The organism is Microbacterium sp. ZW T5_56, assembly GCF_044987425.1.
GTDB lineage: Bacteria > Actinomycetota > Actinomycetes > Actinomycetales > Microbacteriaceae > Microbacterium.
In genome coordinates, this window is the sequence record NZ_JBJDRI010000021.1 from 1 (window position 1) to 16,554 (window position 16,554).

Annotated in this window: 15 protein-coding genes and 1 pseudogene; 7 read left to right on the forward strand and 9 right to left on the reverse strand. The window is 69.1% G+C overall.

Annotated elements, in window-relative coordinates:
• From ACI3KU_RS11270 to ACI3KU_RS11290, 5 genes and pseudogenes are all read right to left on the reverse strand, one after another.
• Positions 1-2,540 (reverse strand): annotated as a pseudogene (locus ACI3KU_RS11270) (hypothetical protein); the annotation flags it as partial.
• A gap of 135 nt (positions 2,541-2,675) precedes the next feature.
• A complete protein-coding gene (locus tag ACI3KU_RS11275; protein ID WP_404922408.1) occupies positions 2,676-3,440 on the reverse strand; it encodes a heme ABC transporter ATP-binding protein in 765 nt (254 codons plus the stop codon).
• On the reverse strand, positions 3,437-4,453 hold the full coding sequence (locus tag ACI3KU_RS11280) for a FecCD family ABC transporter permease (protein WP_404922470.1): 1,017 nt from the start codon (positions 4,451-4,453) through the stop codon (positions 3,437-3,439). Before ACI3KU_RS11280 ends, ACI3KU_RS11275 begins: the two co-directional genes overlap by 4 nt.
• A 41-nt stretch (positions 4,454-4,494) precedes the next feature.
• A complete protein-coding gene (locus ACI3KU_RS11285) occupies positions 4,495-5,601 on the reverse strand; it encodes a hemin ABC transporter substrate-binding protein (protein WP_404922409.1) in 1,107 nt (368 codons plus the stop codon).
• On the reverse strand, positions 5,601-6,521 hold the full coding sequence (locus tag ACI3KU_RS11290; RefSeq protein ID WP_404922410.1) for an HtaA domain-containing protein: 921 nt from the start codon (positions 6,519-6,521) through the stop codon (positions 5,601-5,603). The genes ACI3KU_RS11285 and ACI3KU_RS11290 overlap by 1 nt, the downstream gene beginning before the upstream one ends.
• Before the next feature lie 97 nt (positions 6,522-6,618).
• Between ACI3KU_RS11290 and ACI3KU_RS11295 the strand changes: the two genes are divergently transcribed.
• Positions 6,619-6,975 carry a sterol carrier family protein gene (locus ACI3KU_RS11295; protein WP_404922411.1) on the forward strand — a complete coding sequence of 119 codons (357 nt, stop codon included), beginning with the start codon at positions 6,619-6,621 and terminating at the stop codon, positions 6,973-6,975.
• Between the two features lie 66 nt (positions 6,976-7,041).
• Positions 7,042-8,313 (forward strand): phosphoribosylamine--glycine ligase, encoded by a 1,272-nt coding sequence (gene purD, locus ACI3KU_RS11300; RefSeq protein ID WP_404922412.1) that lies wholly within the window; start codon positions 7,042-7,044, stop codon positions 8,311-8,313.
• A gap of 87 nt (positions 8,314-8,400) precedes the next feature.
• Here purD and ACI3KU_RS11305 read toward each other — a convergent pair whose 3' ends face one another.
• Both ACI3KU_RS11305 and ACI3KU_RS11310 read right to left on the reverse strand, forming a co-directional pair.
• Positions 8,401-9,882, reverse strand: coding sequence for a DHA2 family efflux MFS transporter permease subunit (locus ACI3KU_RS11305; RefSeq protein WP_404922413.1), 1,482 nt, complete (start codon positions 9,880-9,882; stop codon positions 8,401-8,403).
• Positions 9,879-10,463: a PadR family transcriptional regulator gene (locus tag ACI3KU_RS11310; protein WP_404922414.1), complete on the reverse strand. Its 585-nt coding sequence runs from the start codon at positions 10,461-10,463 to the stop codon at positions 9,879-9,881. The genes ACI3KU_RS11305 and ACI3KU_RS11310 overlap by 4 nt, the downstream gene beginning before the upstream one ends.
• Positions 10,464-10,592: 129 nt before the next feature.
• On the opposite strand from ACI3KU_RS11310, the gene ACI3KU_RS11315 reads away from it, so the two are divergent.
• The 4 genes from ACI3KU_RS11315 (at position 10,593) to ACI3KU_RS11330 (ending at position 14,462) form a co-directional block, all read left to right on the forward strand.
• A complete protein-coding gene (locus tag ACI3KU_RS11315) occupies positions 10,593-11,390 on the forward strand; it encodes a siderophore-interacting protein (protein ID WP_404922415.1) in 798 nt (265 codons plus the stop codon).
• 255 nt (positions 11,391-11,645) lie between these two features.
• Complete coding sequence (locus tag ACI3KU_RS11320) at positions 11,646-12,779, forward strand: LacI family DNA-binding transcriptional regulator (protein ID WP_404922416.1); 1,134 nt, start codon at positions 11,646-11,648, stop codon at positions 12,777-12,779.
• Between the two features lie 145 nt (positions 12,780-12,924).
• Positions 12,925-14,082, forward strand: a complete 1,158-nt coding sequence (locus tag ACI3KU_RS11325) for a glycoside hydrolase family 1 protein (protein ID WP_404922417.1) — start codon at positions 12,925-12,927, stop codon at positions 14,080-14,082.
• Between the two features lie 50 nt (positions 14,083-14,132).
• The gene (locus ACI3KU_RS11330; protein ID WP_404922418.1) at positions 14,133-14,462 is read left to right on the forward strand and encodes a TfoX/Sxy family protein; all 330 of its coding nucleotides are present in this window, start codon (positions 14,133-14,135) and stop codon (positions 14,460-14,462) included.
• Positions 14,463-14,496: 34 nt separating this feature from the next.
• Here the strand turns inward: ACI3KU_RS11330 and ACI3KU_RS11335 are convergent, their stop codons facing one another.
• Positions 14,497-14,937, reverse strand: a complete 441-nt coding sequence (locus ACI3KU_RS11335; RefSeq protein WP_404922419.1) for a pyridoxamine 5'-phosphate oxidase family protein — start codon at positions 14,935-14,937, stop codon at positions 14,497-14,499.
• A gap of 73 nt (positions 14,938-15,010) precedes the next feature.
• On the opposite strand from ACI3KU_RS11335, the gene ACI3KU_RS11340 reads away from it, so the two are divergent.
• Positions 15,011-15,892, forward strand: coding sequence for a phosphoribosylaminoimidazolesuccinocarboxamide synthase (locus ACI3KU_RS11340; protein WP_404922420.1), 882 nt, complete (start codon positions 15,011-15,013; stop codon positions 15,890-15,892).
• 19 nt (positions 15,893-15,911) lie between these two features.
• Here ACI3KU_RS11340 and ACI3KU_RS11345 read toward each other — a convergent pair whose 3' ends face one another.
• On the reverse strand, positions 15,912-16,481 hold the full coding sequence (locus ACI3KU_RS11345) for a TetR/AcrR family transcriptional regulator (protein ID WP_404922421.1): 570 nt from the start codon (positions 16,479-16,481) through the stop codon (positions 15,912-15,914).
• Positions 16,482-16,554: the final 73 nt, after the last annotated feature.

Genomic DNA, 16,554 nt, shown 5'->3' on the forward strand with positions numbered 1-16,554 from the left:
GGGGTGGGCTGCGGGGTGGAACCGGACTTCACCGACACCTCGGTGCGGGTGTCGAGCGTGCGGTTCGTGACCGACAGCGCGTGCGCCGCAGAGGTGCCCACGATGTAGGACTTTCCGGACTCGAGAGCCCCGGCCGGAACCGTCAGCGTGGTGGTGAACGAACCGTCCTTCAGTTGGGACGGCATGACCCAGGCGAGGGCCAGCCAGCCGTCAGCCGGGAAGGCACCCGACGTCCAGTTGGATGCCTCGCCGAGACCGAGGTACACGCCGTTGGCCGCGCCCGCGCCGGTGAAGCCGGTTCCGGAGACGGTGACGACGTTCTCGACGGTGGGGTCGAGGTCGGTGGACGGCGACAGGGTGACCTGGGGGCCGTCGGTCGGCGTCGTCGGGGTTGGTGTGGGGGTGGGCGTCGGAGTGGTCGGGGTCGGCGTGGGCTCCGGGGTGGAGCCGGTCTTCACCGACACCGCGGTACGCGTGTCCAGGCTGCGGTCGGTGACGGACAGACCGTGCGCGGCGGACGTGCCGACGATGTACGACGTACCCGCTGTCAGCGCACCAGCCGGAACCGTGAGCGTCGTGGTGAACGCGCCGTTCTTCAGCTGCGCGGGCATCACCCAGCCGAGAGCCACCCAGCCATCTGCCGGGAAGGCACCCGACGTCCAGTTCGATGCCTCACCGAGCGCGAGGTACACGCCGTTCGCGGCGCCCGCACCGGTGAAGCCGGTACCCGAGACCGTGACGACGTTCTCGACCGCGGGGTCGAGGGGGGCCACTGGAGTGATGACCACGGAGGGCTTGGTACCCGGCAGGGTCGGCTTGGTGGGGGTCGGCGTCGGCGTCGTGGGTGTCGTGGGAGTCGGCGTGGGGTTCGGCTCCGGGGTGGAACCGGCCTTCACAGACACCGCAGTACGGGTATCGAGTGTGCGGTCAGTGACCGACAGGCCGTGCGCCGCGGACGTGCCCACGATGTAGGACGTCCCCGCCGTGAGAGCACCGGCCGGAACCTTCAGCGTCGTCGTGAACGCGCCGTTCTTCAGCTGCGTGGGCATCACCCAGCCCAGCGAGACCCAACCGTCGGCCGGGAAAGCACCCGACGTCCAGTTCGACGCCTCGCCCAGCGCCAGGTACACACCGTTCGCGGCGCCCGCACCGGTGAATCCGGTACCGGAGACCGTCACGACGTTCTCGACCGACGGGTCGAGGTTCGACGACGGCGAGACCGTCACGCGAGGCGTCGCGGTCGGCTGCGTCGGAGTCGGAGTCGGCGTCGCCGTCGGCGTCGGCGTTGCCGTCGGAGTCGGGGTAGCCGTGGGCTCCGGCGCCTTCGCACCGCGGTAGTCCACGGCGACGGACAGTTCCTGCGCCGCGTTCACCACACCACCGGCGGCGTACGCGTACACGCCCCAGTTACCGCCCGCGAGCGCGGTGTCGAACTTCTGCGCGGTCAGCGTCAGCGAGAACTCACCGGTGGCGGAGACGATCGCCGCCTGGGCCTCGACGGTGGACCGGTACTGGGCAGGGACCGTGTCCAGCACGGCCTGCGACATCGCCCAGCGCTGATCGGCGACCTTGCGGGTGCTCGACGGCGCGGATGCGGACGGCTTCCAGTCAGCGAGGAAGGAACCGAGCACCACATAGGTGCCCTGCGGACCGACGGGCAGCGGCGCGCCGCGTCCGCCGACGTTGCCGTTCGGGTCAAAGCCGCTGCCGCGGACGACAAGCGCGTCGCCGTCGTACAGGGGCTGGCCGGTGTACGGCGTGGTGCCGTCGGCGAGGAACACCGAGATCTTCGGTTCGTAGACCGGCGTGACCGGCGTGGCCGTGACCTCGACGGTAGCGACAGTGGAGTCGGACGGCAGGAATGCCGCGACATCCTCCGGAGCGAAGGACGCCGTGAACGAGTGGGTTCCGACAGCCGGCGAGACGGTGAAGACGGCGACGCCGTTGCTGACCGCGGTGCTCTGTCCGTCGCTGAGCGTCACGGTGCCGGCCGCAGCCGGAGTGACGGTGGCGCTCAGGGTGACGCTGGATCCCTCGACGATCGACGCGGCGCTCGCGACGAGCGTGGTCTGCGTGGCCTCGGCGGGCTTCGGGAACAGTGCGTCCCAGTTGATCGCCACGTCGGTGCGCGCGTACAGGGTCGCCGCGGTCGGCAGCGAACGCGACGGCCAGGTGATGACCTCGTACGCCTGCGCGCGATCCAGCGACGCCGCGTCCTGCGAGAGCGTGCCCGAGATGGACCCGTCGGGAGCGATGTCGGCGGAGATGTTCGGCACGGAGCCGCCCATGTCGATGCTCGCCAGATCGGAGCCCTTCACGATGAGCGCGGCATACAGGTGCGGCGAGGACTGACCCGGCAGAGCCTTGATGTCCTCGTAGCCCGTGCCGGACACCGTGACGTCGATGCGCGTGTCGGGAACCTCGGTCGCCACGGCGGTGAGCGTGCGGTTGTCCGCCGCGGCCGCCGCTGGGGTAGCGAGACCGATGATGGCGGCCGCAGCCACCATCGCGCCGGTCAGCGCTGTCGCGAGCGCCCGCATGATCGGCGCCCTTCTCCTGGTCTTCACGTCAGGACCTTCCTCTTCTGGTGCACCTGCGTGCTGCGCGCAGGGTCGGGGGTATTCATCAGACTTTTGTTAGCCTAACCTAACTAATTGCTCAGGCGAACCTCAGAATCAGGCGCGACGACGCGGCAGGATGATCGGTCGGCCCGTATCGGGATCCGCCATCACGCGCACCGGAGCGCCGTAGACCTCGGCCACGCGCTGCTCGGTGAAGACCTCGCCGGGACTGCCCTGAGCAACGATCGCGCCGCCCGCGAGCATCGCCACCTCGTCCGCGTAGGCGGCCGCCACCGAGAGGTCGTGGAGCACCACGACAACTGCCCGGCCGGTCGCGGCCAGGTCGCGCGCGATGCGGAGCACGTCCTCCTGGTGACGCAGATCCAGCGCCGCGGTGGGCTCATCGAGCAGGACGATCCCGGTGTTCTGCGCCAGCACCCGCGCCAGCGAGACCCGAGCCTTCTCACCGCCGGAGAGCGCGGGGAACGGTCGATCCACGAGATGCGAGGCATCGACCCGAGACACGGCGTCGTCGATGATCGCCGTGTCGTTGTCAGATGCGGGCCACGGCGCTCGACCCATCTCGACCACGTCGCGGGCGGTGAAGGAGAACGTCACCTGGTTGGACTGCATGAGGACGGCGCGCATGCGGGCCAGCTCCTTCGCCGTCCAGGTATCGAGCGGGCGGTCATCGAGGAGAACCTCTCCCGACTGCGGGCGAACATCCCCGGTGAGCACGCTCAGCAGGGTCGATTTGCCGGCTCCGTTCGGGCCCACGAGCGCGAGCACGCGGCCGTACGGCACGTCGAGGTCGACGCCGTCCAACACGGCCGAGCCGCCGAGCAGCACACGGATACCGCGCGCGGTGATCGCACTCATGCCCAGCCACCCGCCCGGCGCCGGTTGCGGCGGATCAGCCAGTAGAAGAAGGGGCCACCCACGAGAGAGGTGAGCACGCCGATCGGCAGATCTGTGGCCGGCACCAGCGTGCGCGCCAGCAGGTCGGCGAGCACCAGGAGCGCCGCGCCGAGCAGCGCGGAGGCGCCGATCAGCAGACGGTTGGACGGGCCGAGGATCATCCGCACGATGTGCGGGACGACGAGGCCGACGAAGGAGATGATGCCGACAAAAGCCACCGCGGCTCCGGTGAGGAGGGCCACCAGCACGATCGACAGAATGCGCAGCCGCTCGACGCGGACGCCGAGGTGCGCCGCGGTGCGATCGCCCAGTGCGAGCAGATCGTACTGGCGTGCCAGCAGGAGCGCCGCGATCACGGCGGCACCGCCGACCAGCGCGGAGACACCCACCTCGCCCCAGCGCGACCCGTTCATCGAGCCGAGCTGCCAGAACACGATCTGCTCGCGCGATCCGGAATCCCCCACCGTCATCAGCAGCGCGAGTCCGGCGCCGGCGAAGGCGTTGACGGCGATGCCGGTGAGCACCAGGGTCACCGACTCGGTGCGCCCCTGAGCGCGGGCGGTCGAATACACCACGAAGGTGGCGACGAGTCCTCCCGCGAACGCGAACACCGCGGTGGTCCACCCGCCGAGGAACGTGAGGCCGAAGGCGATCGAGGCCGCAGCTCCGAGCGCAGCTCCCGAGGAGACGCCGACGACGCCGGGTTCAGCCAGCGGATTCGCGAACACCGCCTGCATCACCGCACCGGCGACGGCGAGCAGCGCTCCCACGAGGAGCGACATCACCACGCGTGGCAGGCGGATCTGCCACAGCGTCTGCTCGATGAGGGCGTCATCCGGCGCCCATCCGTTCGGGATTCCGACGCTTCGCAGCAGGGAGCCGACCACTTCGGCGGGTCCGATCACGAGCTGTCCGAGACCGGCCGAGAGCACGATGCCGGCGAGGAGCAGTGCGGCGGACGCCGTGAACAGCATGACGATCCGCGACCGACGACGTGCGGCGAGACCGGTACTGGTCACGATGCGTCCGGAGCGTAGATCGCGCGCGCCAGGGCGTCCAGCACCTCGGCGGAGCGGGGTCCGAAGGAGAGGATCTCGCCGTCGGCCATGTCCACGATGCGCTTGTGCTGGCCGGCGGTCGTGAGGGCGATGGCCGGCTTGGCCTGCAGCAGTCCGTCGACCCCGCCTACCGAGTCCAGCCCGCTGGTCATCACGAGGATGAGGTCGGGATCGGCTGAGACCATCGCCTCATCGGTCAGCGGACGCATGCCGCCCCAGCCGAGTTCGCCCGCGACGTCGATACCGCCGAGCGCCTCGATGAGCTGGTCGGCACCGGACTCGGAGCCGAAGAGGTAATAGACGCCGGACGACCCCCGCAGGTAGAGGAACACCATGCGGAGTCGGTCGCTCTCGGCCTGCGGCGCCAGCGCCGCGATCTCCGCGCGGGCGACGGCGAGTGCGTCGGCGGTACGCTGCGCGAGCGCGTCCCCCGCCTCCGTCGCGCCGAAGACGGCAGCCACGGCACGCGCCATGTCGATCGCACCGTCATAGGAGGCGGTGTCTTCGATGAAGACCACGGGGATTCCGACGTCCCGCAGCTGCGTCACCACATCGTTCGGACCGATCGATCCGTCGGTGATCACCAGGGTGGGACGCAGGGCGATGACGGCTTCGGTGTTGATCGTGTGGCCGCTGCCGGTGATCACCGGCAGCTCCTCGACGCCCGGGAAGGTGGAGGAGATGTCGCGACCGACGAGCGTGTCTCCGAACCCCAGCCCCCACACGGTGGCGGCGATGGAGCCGGCGATGTCCATCGCGATCACGCGAGACGTGTCGGTGACCGTCACGCCGACGTCGCCGGATCGATCGTGCGACACCACCGTGGCAGGCAGGCTCTGCGCCGGATCGTTCGTCACCGGCTCGATCGCGGAGCCGAGCAAATGAGCCGTGCTGGGCCCCTCGAACGCCTTCGGATCGGCAAGTGGCGTCACCTCCGCGAGCGGCACGCGCTGCGTCGCCGACGCGGTGTCGGTCCCGCCAGCGTCTGCGCCCGCGGCCGGCGTGCACGCGGCGAGGGAGAGGAGCAGCGCGGCGGCGGCGAATGCGGTGGCCAGGCGACGCATCAGCGCTGGTCGTCTCCGTCGGTCGGGTTCGCGCTGCGTCGACGCACGAGCAGCGTGGTCCCTGCGGCCGCGAGCAACACGACGACGCCACCACCGATGGCCCACGGCACCCAGCTGCTGTCTGCCGACGCGTCGGTCACAGGGGTGGCGGTCGCGGGAGTCGGGGTCGGGGCCGGGGCGGTCGCTTCACTCGGCTCTGCGGTCGGTGTCGACTCCGCCTCCACCGCTACCTCCGTGGGAGCGCAGGTGGCGTGCACGGTCAGCGCGATCGGATCGAAAGCCGTGCCAGCGTCGTAGTTGCCGAATGCCGCGAAGCCCTCGGGCGTAATCGCGGTGGGGAGCTCCGCTCCCGCGATCGTGACGTCCGCATCGGTGCGCGTGACGGTGGCCGAGGTGAGATCGATCTCAACGAAGGGCACCTGGGTGGCCGTGTGCACGGTGTTGTCGCCCGCGAGCGCCTGGTCCATCGGCACGCTGGAGATGTCAAGCAGGAGGCGTGCGGAACCGGGGCCGGTGAGCTGCAGCGTCGGCGCGGACACGCTGGTCTGCAGCAGGCCCTCGTGACCGGTGAAGTGAATCGCGCCCAGGAAGGACACTGCGCCGGTCGCGGTGTCGGGCGCGTAATCACCCGTGCCCGCGGTGAACGAGAAGCTCGGTGTGGTGTAGCTCGCGCCGCCGTCGGTCTGCCACTCGCCGTTGGCGATCGTTCCGGAGATGTACGAGCGGAAGGACTCCTTGAAACCCCAGGTGAGGTCCGCCGCATCCACCGTGCATGCGCCCGGGGCGACCGCCGCTGCCGACGGCGTCGCCGTGATCACGGAGCCGCCGCCGATTCCCAGAGCGGCCGCCAACAGGAGGGCGGGAATCGCGCGCCTTCCCGTGGTGCGAGGGCGCGAGGAAACAGCGGCGAGCGAGCGCATGACGACTCCGAATCGAGAAGGGGGATCTTCATAAGACTAAGGCATGCCTTACCTTTGTTCGAATCGGCACGTCTGTGGCCGGGGTTAGCGTGGCAGTATGCCGACCCCGAAAATCGAGACGATCATCGGCCGCCGAGCGCTCGCCGCGGTGCTGGACGGCTCCACCGCGCGCGCGGATCGCGCCACCGCCGTGCGCTATCTGCTGCAGCTGCTCGCCGAGAAGGCCCCCGGCAATTCCGTCGAGGTGCGCGTTCCCCCGTTCGGCGCCGTTCAGGTGATCGAGGGTCCGCGCCACACGCGCGGAACGCCACCCAATGTCGTGGAGACGGACGCTGACACCTGGATCGCCCTGGCGACGGGCGCCCAGTCCTGGGCGGAGCTGTACGGGCAAGGGCTGATCAGCGCCTCCGGCGTGCGCGCCGATCTCTCGCCGCTGCTCCCGTTGCGCCCCTGACGTTGCGCTTCACACGAGAACGCACGTGCGGTAACGCGCGGCGCGCCCCCGGATAGGCTGGGACGCGTGAAGATCCTGGTGCTTGGTTCCGGTGCTCGTGAGCACGCCATCGTCCTCGCTCTGCGTGCAGAGAGCGCCGAGCACGAGCTGTTCGCCGCCCCCGGCAATGCGGGCATCGCTCGCGACGCCACCATCGTCCCCGTCGATGCGAATGACCCGGTCTCCGTCACCGACTTCGCGCAGACGCACAGCATCGATCTGGTGGTCGTCGGTCCCGAGGCTCCGCTCATCGCCGGCGTGGCCGATCGCCTCCGCGCCACGGGGATCCCCGTCTTCGGTCCGAGCAAGGCCGCCGCGGCGCTTGAGGGATCCAAGGCGTTCGCCAAGCGCATCATGGAGGCCGCGGGGGTTCCCACCGGTCGCGCCGTGCGTGCCGCATCCGCCACCGAGGTGACCGCGGCGCTGGATGAGTTCGGCGCCCCGTACGTGGTGAAGGCCGATGGTCTCGCTGCGGGCAAGGGCGTGATCGTCACGACCGATCGCGACGCTGCCGTCGCCCACGCGGAGTCCTATCTTCCGGGCGGACCCGTCCTGATCGAGGAGTTCCTGTCCGGACCCGAGGTCTCCCTGTTCTTCCTGTCCGATGGTGACACCGTGCGTCCGCTCAGCCCCGCGCAGGACTTCAAGCGCGCGGAGGACGGCGACGCCGGCCCCAACACCGGCGGCATGGGCGCGTACTCTCCGCTGCCGTGGCTCGCCGAGCAGTTCGGTTCGGAAGCGGCGTTCGTCGACGAGGTCGAGAAGACCGTCGCCCTCCCCGTCATCCGCGAGATGGACCGCAGCGGAACCCCGTTCATCGGGCTGCTGTACGCGGGCCTCATCCTCACCGATGCGGGCATCAAGGTGATCGAGTTCAACGCCCGCTTCGGCGACCCGGAGACCCAGGTGGTGCTCCCCCGCCTCACCACCCCCCTGTCACGGCTGCTGTTCGCGGCTGCCACCGGAACCCTCGAGGATGAGGGGCGTCCGGAGTTCTCCGATCGCAAGGCCGTCACCGTGGTCCTCGCGAGCGAGGGCTACCCGGTGAACCCCGTCACGGGTCGACCGATCACGGGCCTCGCCGATGCCGAGAGCGTCGCCGACGTCCACATCGCGCATGCCGCGACCAACGACTCCGGCGGAGCGCTGACTGCGACCGGTGGCCGCGTCCTCAACGTGGTGGCGACCGGCGACTCGTTCTCGGCGGCCCGCACGGCCGCCTACGCGGCGATCGAGCGCATCGGCCTGGAGGGCTCGCACTACCGCCACGACATCGCCGCGCGCGTCGCCGGCGACTGACACCCGAGAAACCCAAGCAAGTCCGAGAAACCCCGCGTTGCGGGGTTTCTCGGACTTGCTTGGGTGTTTCGCGGGCGTGGGGCGGCGTTACGAGCGCGCGGCGGGGATCGACGACGGACGCTGCATGAAGCACACCGCGACGACGCCGATCAGTAGCACGAACGCGGGCAGCAGGATCGTTTGCGACATCGCGGTGGCGAAGGGCTCGACCACCGACGGCGGGATCGGACCGGTGGAGGCACCGAAACCACCCTCCGAGGCGCCGGGCAGGTTCGCCTCCAGGCGGCTCTGCATCAGCGCGGCGACCGCAGCGGATCCGATGACGGAGCCGATCTGACGTGTGGTGTTGTAGATGCCCGATCCGGCACCGGCGAGCGCGCGCGGCAGGTTGCGGTTGGCGGTGGTGGCCAGCGGACCCCACATGCCGGCCTGGCCGACGCCCATCACACCGGCGATGATCAGGTACACCCACAGCGGGGTGTCGACGCTCATGGTCATCGAGTAGGCGAAGATCGCGATCGCGACGAGCAGCAGTCCCGGGATGAGCAGGACGCGGGGGTCGGTCCGATCCAGCAGCTTGCCCGCGAACGGTGCGAGCACACCAGAGATGACGGCCATCGGGATCATCAGCAGCGCGGCCTGCGTGGGGTCGAGACCCCGGGCAACCTGCACGAAGAACATCAACGGCACGACCATGCTGGTCACCGTGAAGCCGACCGTGGTGATCGCGAGATTCGCGACGGAGAAGTTGCGGTCACGGAACAGCCCCAGCGGCACGAGCGGCTCGTTCTTGGTGCGCGCCTGCATGATCACGAACACGACGAGCAACGCGATGCCGCCGATGATCATCGCCCAGACCCAGCCGTCCCACGACATCTTCTCGCCCTCCTGCAGCCCGAAGACCAACAGGAACAGGCCGAGGCCGGAGACGATGACGCCGGGGATGTCGAAGGAGTGCGCGTGGCGCTCCAGGTTGGGCACGAGGATCCACGCGGCGATGAAGGCGATGACGCCGACCGGAAGGTTCACGAAGAAGATCCACGACCAGCCCCAGCTGTCCACCAGCAGACCACCGGCGATCGGGCCGACGAGCGAGGCGACACCGGCGGTGGCGCCCCACAGTCCCATCGCCGCACCGCGCTGCTGCGGCGGGAAGAGGCGGGTGATGACGGTCATCGTCTGCGGCGTCATCAGCGCGGCGCCGAGACCCTGCACCGCGCGAGCGGCGATCAGCATGCCGAGGGAGTCGGACAGACCGCACCACAGCGACGCGAGGGTGAAGACCACCAGGCCCGACAGGTAGAGGTTCTTCGGCCCGAAGCGGTCGCCCATCCGGCCGGTGACAAGGAGCGGGACGGCGTACGCCAGCAGGTACGCACTGGTGACCCACACCACGTTGTCGAGGTTGTTGGTGTCGGGATCCAGGGCCGCCTTGATCGCGGGGTTGGCCACCGAGACGATGGTGGTGTCCACCAGGATCATGAAGAATCCGATGACCAGAGCCCAGAGGGCGGGCCACGGCTTGACCACCCGGTTGGAACCGGTGGTCACGGGTGCGGACGCGGTCATGCGTCGTCCTTTCCAGGAATGAAGTGCGAAGAAGCACGGTGCACCTCCGACGGCGCGCCCCAGTGCAGGGCGCCCGACGCGAGATCCGCGCAAAGGGATTCGGTGAATGCGATGTCGGCGTTCAGCAATGCGATCGCACGCTGAAGCTCGACGAGATATTGCCGGTCGACGGGTTTCGCCAGCGCGCCGGTGAAGCCGCCCTGGTACTCGTCACGCAGCGTGGTGAGCTGGTCGATGCGCTGCCCCAGCAGGACGACGACCTCCTCGCGCGGCAGGTTGTGAGCCTCCGCGAGTGCCACCGCGTATTCGTCGGGGCGATCGGTGGAGCCGAGGCGCTCGCGCACCCAGCTCGCGATCTCCGCGGCACCCGCCGGCAGCAGCGTATAGGTGGTTCGCTCGGGGCGATTGCCTTCGCGGTCGGTTCCCGCCTCGGCAATCCATCCGTCGCGCACCAATCCGGCGATCTGGTTGTAGAAGGTTCCGGTCTGGATGGACACCAGCCGGTTCTCCCGGCGATGGCGCAGCAGCCGCATCATCTCGTACGGGTGCATGTCTCGCTCGCCCAACAGCGCGAGGATCATGATCCCGAGCGGGCGCACGGGTCGTGTGCTCATCGTTTGATCGCCTCCAATTAGTACAGATGGAATAGTACACCTGTAATTCTCTTCGGAAACCATCCTTCCGAAGTTAGGTCACCCTAAGCTGGAGGCATGACCGATGTTCAGCCGCGTTTTCACCGCGAAGTCACCCGCTACGACCTCGTCAGCCGATCCCTGACCGTGTCGCGCGTCCAGCGTGTCGCGCCCGACATGATCCGCGTGACGCTCTCCGGAGCGGAGCTCGACGGATTCGCCAGCGTGGGGCCCGCGGACCACGTCAAGGTGTTCTTCCCCGACACCGACGGCGTCATCCACACCCGACGCCCGGATGCCGAACCCACGGGCACCGTGATCCTGCGCGACTTCACGCCGCTTCCTCGCGACGGTGAGCTCGCGCTCGACTTCTACACGCACGCCGATCCGGGTCCGGCAGCGGCGTGGGCCCAGTCCGTGAGCGTCGGCGACGCCGCGCGCATCGCCGGGCCGCGCGGCTCGCGGGGCGTTCCCGCGGATGCGTCTCGCGTCATCCTTTTCGCGGACGAGACCGCTCTGCCCGCGGTGACGCGATGGCTGGAACTGCTGCCGGCATCCGTCGCGGTTGAGGTCATCGCGATGATCGGGAACGGCGACTGGGTGGCCGACTATCTCGGCTCGACCACCGCGTCGGTGCATGTCGTGGGCCGTGACGCGGAAAGCGCGCTGGCGGCGCTGGCAACCCTCGCCCCGATCGACGAGTCCACGTTCGTCTGGGCCGCGGGCGAAGCCACACAGCTCATCCCGATCCGCCGACACCTCCGTCGCGAGCTCGGTCTGCCCAAGGAGCAGGTGATCGTCGACGGCTACTGGCGCCGCGGCGCCGCCGACTTCGACCACCACGCACCCCTGGACCCCACCGATCCCGAGGAGTGAGCACCCGCGAGACTTCCGTCTGTGGGCGAGAATCCGCGCGTTGCGCCGATTCTCGCCCACGTTCGGAAGTCTCGCGGGTGATGGGTGCACGCGTAGGATCGACGCGACCGGATCGGCATGCGCATCGCCCGCATGACTCGCACCGCGGGTGTAGCGGGCATCGCTCGCGACGCGAGTACGATGCCGGCGTCAGGACGTCGGTCTCGTCGACGACTCGCGGCGAAACAACGGACAACGACAACGAGGGGAGACGTGATGGCACGCCGACCCACGGTGTACGACGTCGCGAAGCTCGCGGGGGTGTCCACGGCGACGGTGTCGTTCGCGTTCCGACGTCCCGACGAGGTCCGCGACAGCACGCGGGAGGCGGTGCTGCAGGCGGCGCGTGAACTCGGGTACGTGCCGAGCGGTGCCGCGCGCGGTCTCGCTCGCGGCGGCACGGGCGTGCTCGGTCTGCAGTCGTTCGATCTCCTCACCGAGTCCGATCTCCTCTCCCCCCCAGCGGCGATCCCGGTCGATGATGGCCCGCCGGACCCCCGGGTCTTCCCCCTCTATGTCGACGAAGTCCAGCGCGGCTTCGAGCTGGAGTGCCGGCAGCGCGGGCGATCGGTGCACATCAGCAACGACCCGCGCACACCCCAGGACGTCACCGATCACGCCGGACGCGTGGACGGACTGGCCGTCTTCCCCAGTCGCGCCGGGCTCAGCGGCGTGGCCGACGTCCTCGAATCGGTCGTGCGCACGGTGCCGATCGTCCTGTTCAGCATGGGTGGGGTCAGCGCCGACGACGCGTTTCACCGCGTGCAGGCCGACAACGATGGCGGCGCGCGTGCAGTGATCGCACACCTTGTCGATCATCACCGCGCACGCCGCCTCACCTTCCTCGGCGATCTCGCCGCACCGGATTACCAGGAGCGATTCATCGCCATCACGGACGAGCTCGCGACCCGCGGACTCGCGCCACTCGCGGCGGCCAGCACCGCCGCAGTCAACGACGCCACCGCAGCGGACGACGCCACCGCGACACAGCACGCCCCCGATATCGCCGCGATCATCGCGGACATCTCCGTGACGAATCTCCCCGACGCCTTCGTGTGCGCGAGTGACCAGATCGCCATCGCGCTCATCGAGCAACTCACCCGGCGCGGTGTCTCGGTGCCGGCCGATGTGATCGTCACCGGCTTCGACGGCATCCTCGCCAGTCGAGTCCTCCGCCCCACCCTCACCACCGTGCGCCAGCCCATGGCCGACATGGGACGAACCGCGGCGCGGATCCTCGCCGAGGAAGCCGAGAACCGCAGCGAAACGGGTCGAACGGTGATCCTTCCCACGACCCTCGTGCTCGGCGAATCCTGCGGCTGCGGATCCGGCTCGACGGAATTGGGCTGACCCGCTTGCGTCCGCCTCCTGATCGGACGATACTCGAACTGATCTAAGCGCATAGATTGCGTGCGGATCGCAACTCGACAATCCGGCGCGAGCTTCGCACCGATGCCACTCGCGAGCGTCGAGACCCGCTCTTGAAAGGACTCCCGTGACCTCCTTCCCCGACTCCTTCCTCTGGGGTGCGGCAACCGCTGCCCACCAGACCGAGGGCAACAACATCGGCTCCGACTGGTGGGAGATGGAGAATTCCCCCCGGATGCACATCGCGGAGCGCAGCGGTGACGCCGCAGACAGCCTGCACCGCTACCGCGAGGACATGCAGCTGCTCGCCGATCGCGGTTTCGACATGTACCGCTTCAGCATCGAGTGGGCGCGCATCGAACCCGAGGACGGCCAGTTCTCCGAGGCGATGCTGCAGCACTACCGCCGCATGATCGAGACGGCGTTGGAGCTCGGCCTCACCCCCAACGTCACGCTGCACCACTTCACCAACCCGCGCTGGTTCGCCCACGGCGGCGGCTGGCACCGCGATGACGCCCCCGAGGTCTTCCTCCGCTACGCCACGCGTGCGGCGGAGATCCTCCAGGGGGTGGAGTGGGTCGTCACCATCAACGAGCCGAACATGGTCGCCGTGGTGCACGACTTCGCCGCCCCGAACACGTCCGACGAACCGCCGGCGCCGGACGCTGTGGTGACGCAGAACCTGATCCGCGCCCACCACCTCACGGGCGGCATGCTGCGCGAGCGCGGCCACAAGGTGGGGTGGACCATCGCGAACCAGGCGTACCACGCAGTTCCCGGCTACGAGGCCGAGACGCTCGCCTACCAGTACCCGCGCGAGGACATCTTCCTCGAAGCTGCGCGCGGCGACGACTGGCTGGGCGTGCAGGCGTACCTCCGCACCTTCATCGGCGAGGGCGGGCGACCACAGCCGACTGCGGAGGGCGTGGAGCGCACGCTCACCGGATGGGAGTACTTCCCCGAGGCGCTGGGGATCGCGATCCGCCACAGCGCGGAGGTGGTGGGAGACGTGCCCATCGTCGTCACCGAGAACGGCATGGCCACCTCCGACGACCAGCGCCGCATCGACTACACCACGGTGGCGCTGCGCGATGTGGCTGCAGCGATCGCCGACGGCATCGACGTGCGGGGATACCTGCACTGGTCCCTGCTCGACAACTACGAGTGGGGATCGTTCCGACCGACCTTCGGCCTCGTCGCCTTCGACCCGGTGACCTTCGAGCGACTCCCGAAGCCCAGCCTGGACTGGCTCGCGGGCGTGGCCCGCACGGGCCGGATCGACTGACCCCACGCCGGGGGTATCGTGCGCCGCCCGCGCGGCGTACGATCCCCGGCATGGTTCACGAGCGCGCGCACGAGATCTTCGACGGCCTGACTCCACAGTTCACGTCGCTGCCCGACGTGGCGCTCGGGCGGATGTTCGGCACCGTCGGGCTCGGCGTGCGCGGCAAGATCTTCGCCTTCGTCAGCAGCAGCGGGGAGCTGGTGGTGAAGGTGGGCGAAGTGCGCGCCGGAGAACTCGTCGCCGACGGCACCGCCGAGCGCATGGTGATGCGCGGGCGGGAGATGCGGGAGTGGCTGTCGCTGCGCATCGAGCAGGACGAACTGTGGGCACCGCTGATGAGCGAAGCGCACGACTTCGTCGACGCCATCACCCCCCACTGATCACCGGTCCAACGATGCCCCGTCGCGACGGGCGTCACCACGCCAGCAGCTTGGTGGGTCGCAACACGATGAGGGCTGAGAAGCTGTCGACGATGTCGTCGAGGGGCATTCCGTAGTCCGCGATCGCGTCCCGATACTTCGCCTCGTACACCTCTCGGCGCGGCGCCATCCACGCGGCCGTGGCGTCCTCGCGCAGTTCTGCCTCACCGCTGAGGATCACCACGTCGTCCCCGAACGGACCGCCCGCGTTGAGATGGAACTGCACGGCCGAACCCGCACGCAGATGTTTCGCCTTCGCCGTGTCGGGGCGGGTGATGATGCTCAGCTCGCCGTCCTCCCAGAAGAACCACACCGGCACTGAGCGCGGCGCCCCCGTACGGTCCACGGTCGAGATCCACCCGACCAGCTCCCGCTGCAGCGCCGCCAGCGCCTTCGCGTGCACCGGATCCGTTTCGTCCCACATCAGTTCACTCATGCCATCGCCTCCGCTGGTCACGATACGAGGGGGCACCGACAGTGAGAACGTCCGGAGGCGGGATAATGGTGGCGTGAGCACCGCGCGCGAGATCCCCGGCTGGAAGCACGTCTACTCCGGAAAGGTCCGGGACCTCTACGAGCCCGCCGACGGTCCCGCCGATCGGATGCTGGTGGTCGCGTCCGACCGCGTCAGCGCCTTCGACTTCGTGCTCTCCCCCGCCATCCCGGAGAAGGGCGCGCTGCTCACCGCTCTCAGCGACTGGTGGTTCGAGCAGCTGGCCGGTGCCGATGGCGGCGCTCCCATCGCCAACCACCTGACCGGTGAGAAGCCTCCGGCCGAGGTGGCTGGTCGCGCGATGGTGGCGAAGAAGCTCACCATGATCCCGATCGAGTGCGTCGTGCGCGGCTACCTCACGGGCTCCGGCTGGAAGGAGTACCAGCAGAGCGGATCGATCTGCGGCGTCACCCTCCCCGCCGGGCTGAACGACGGCGACCGCCTGCCCGAGCCGATCTTCACTCCCGCCTACAAAGCGCCCCTCGGCGAGCACGACGAGAACATCACCTTCGAGCAGGCAGAGGAGATCGTCGGCGAAGAGCTGGCGGCGGACCTCCGCGACCTGTCCCTGCAGATCTACCGCCGTGCCGCGGCCACCGCAGAGGCGCGCGGACTCATCCTGGCCGACACCAAGTTCGAGTTCGGCCACGATGCCGACGGCGTGCTGACGCTGGGTGACGAGGTGCTCACGAGCGATTCGTCCCGGTACTGGGATCGTGCCGCCTGGGAGAGCGGAACGACGCCGGCCGCGCGGATGGCAAGCTTCGACAAGCAGATCGTGCGCGACTGGCTGGCCGCGAACTGGGACAAGACCGGCACTCCCCCCGAGCTGCCCACCGACATCGTCGCCGAGACCGCGGCGCGCTACGGCGAGCTGCTCACGCGTCTGCGGGGCTGACGTCGGGAGGCGCTGATTCTCATTCGATGAGGCCGAGCGCCGTGTCGATGCTGCGCGCAGCCTCCACGGCATCCACCCGCGCCAGCGCGAAGCCCGCGATCATCAGGCCTGTGACCGCCTCCGCGAGCCGCGCCACCTCCGGCGCATCACCGCGGGCCGCGCGCAGGCCGCGAAGGACGGCCCGGTGCAGTTCGTCGCGGTAATCGGCGATCACTCGCGCGACTTCAGGGTCACCGGCGATCGGCGCCCCTGCCGTGTTGATGAGCAGGCAGCCGTTGGTGGCGGGCATCGACCCGAGGTTCTGAAACGCCGCGCGCAACCCGGTGAGGTATGCCGCAAGCGCCCGCGGATCGACGTGCTCCGCGGTCAGGGGGCTCAGTCGAGGCCGCACCACCTCGGCGAGGTAGCTGTCGACGGCGGCGTCGAACAGGCCCCGTTTCGACCCGAACGCGTTGTAGATGCTGGACCGGCTGAGTCCGGTCGCCGCTTCAAGTTCGGGAATCGAGGTGCTCTCGTACCCGCTCCGCCAGAACAGTGCGCGAGCCGCACGCACGACCGTGTCCCGATCGAAGCCCTGCGTTCGTGCCATGCGTCCCACCTTTTGTAACGACCTGTCCAGTATATACTGAACAGGTCGTTACAGAATCGACTCGACAAAGGAG

Coding starts and splice junctions, on each gene's coding strand:
- ACI3KU_RS11315 (WP_404922415.1), top strand. CDS start 10,593: ATGACCGATGTTCAGCCGCGTTTTCACCGCGAAGTCACCCGCTACGAC.
- ACI3KU_RS11330 (WP_404922418.1), top strand. CDS start 14,133: ATGGTTCACGAGCGCGCGCACGAGATCTTCGACGGCCTGACTCCACAG.
- ACI3KU_RS11290 (WP_404922410.1), bottom strand. CDS start 6,521: ATGCGCTCGCTCGCCGCTGTTTCCTCGCGCCCTCGCACCACGGGAAGG.
- ACI3KU_RS11305 (WP_404922413.1), bottom strand. CDS start 9,882: ATGACCGCGTCCGCACCCGTGACCACCGGTTCCAACCGGGTGGTCAAG.
- ACI3KU_RS11335 (WP_404922419.1), bottom strand. CDS start 14,937: ATGAGTGAACTGATGTGGGACGAAACGGATCCGGTGCACGCGAAGGCG.
- ACI3KU_RS11295 (WP_404922411.1), top strand. CDS start 6,619: ATGCCGACCCCGAAAATCGAGACGATCATCGGCCGCCGAGCGCTCGCC.
- ACI3KU_RS11320 (WP_404922416.1), top strand. CDS start 11,646: ATGGCACGCCGACCCACGGTGTACGACGTCGCGAAGCTCGCGGGGGTG.
- ACI3KU_RS11275 (WP_404922408.1), bottom strand. CDS start 3,440: ATGAGTGCGATCACCGCGCGCGGTATCCGTGTGCTGCTCGGCGGCTCG.
- ACI3KU_RS11285 (WP_404922409.1), bottom strand. CDS start 5,601: ATGCGTCGCCTGGCCACCGCATTCGCCGCCGCCGCGCTGCTCCTCTCC.
- ACI3KU_RS11280 (WP_404922470.1), bottom strand. CDS start 4,453: ATGCTGTTCACGGCGTCCGCCGCACTGCTCCTCGCCGGCATCGTGCTC.
- ACI3KU_RS11310 (WP_404922414.1), bottom strand. CDS start 10,463: ATGATCCTCGCGCTGTTGGGCGAGCGAGACATGCACCCGTACGAGATG.
- ACI3KU_RS11345 (WP_404922421.1), bottom strand. CDS start 16,481: ATGGCACGAACGCAGGGCTTCGATCGGGACACGGTCGTGCGTGCGGCT.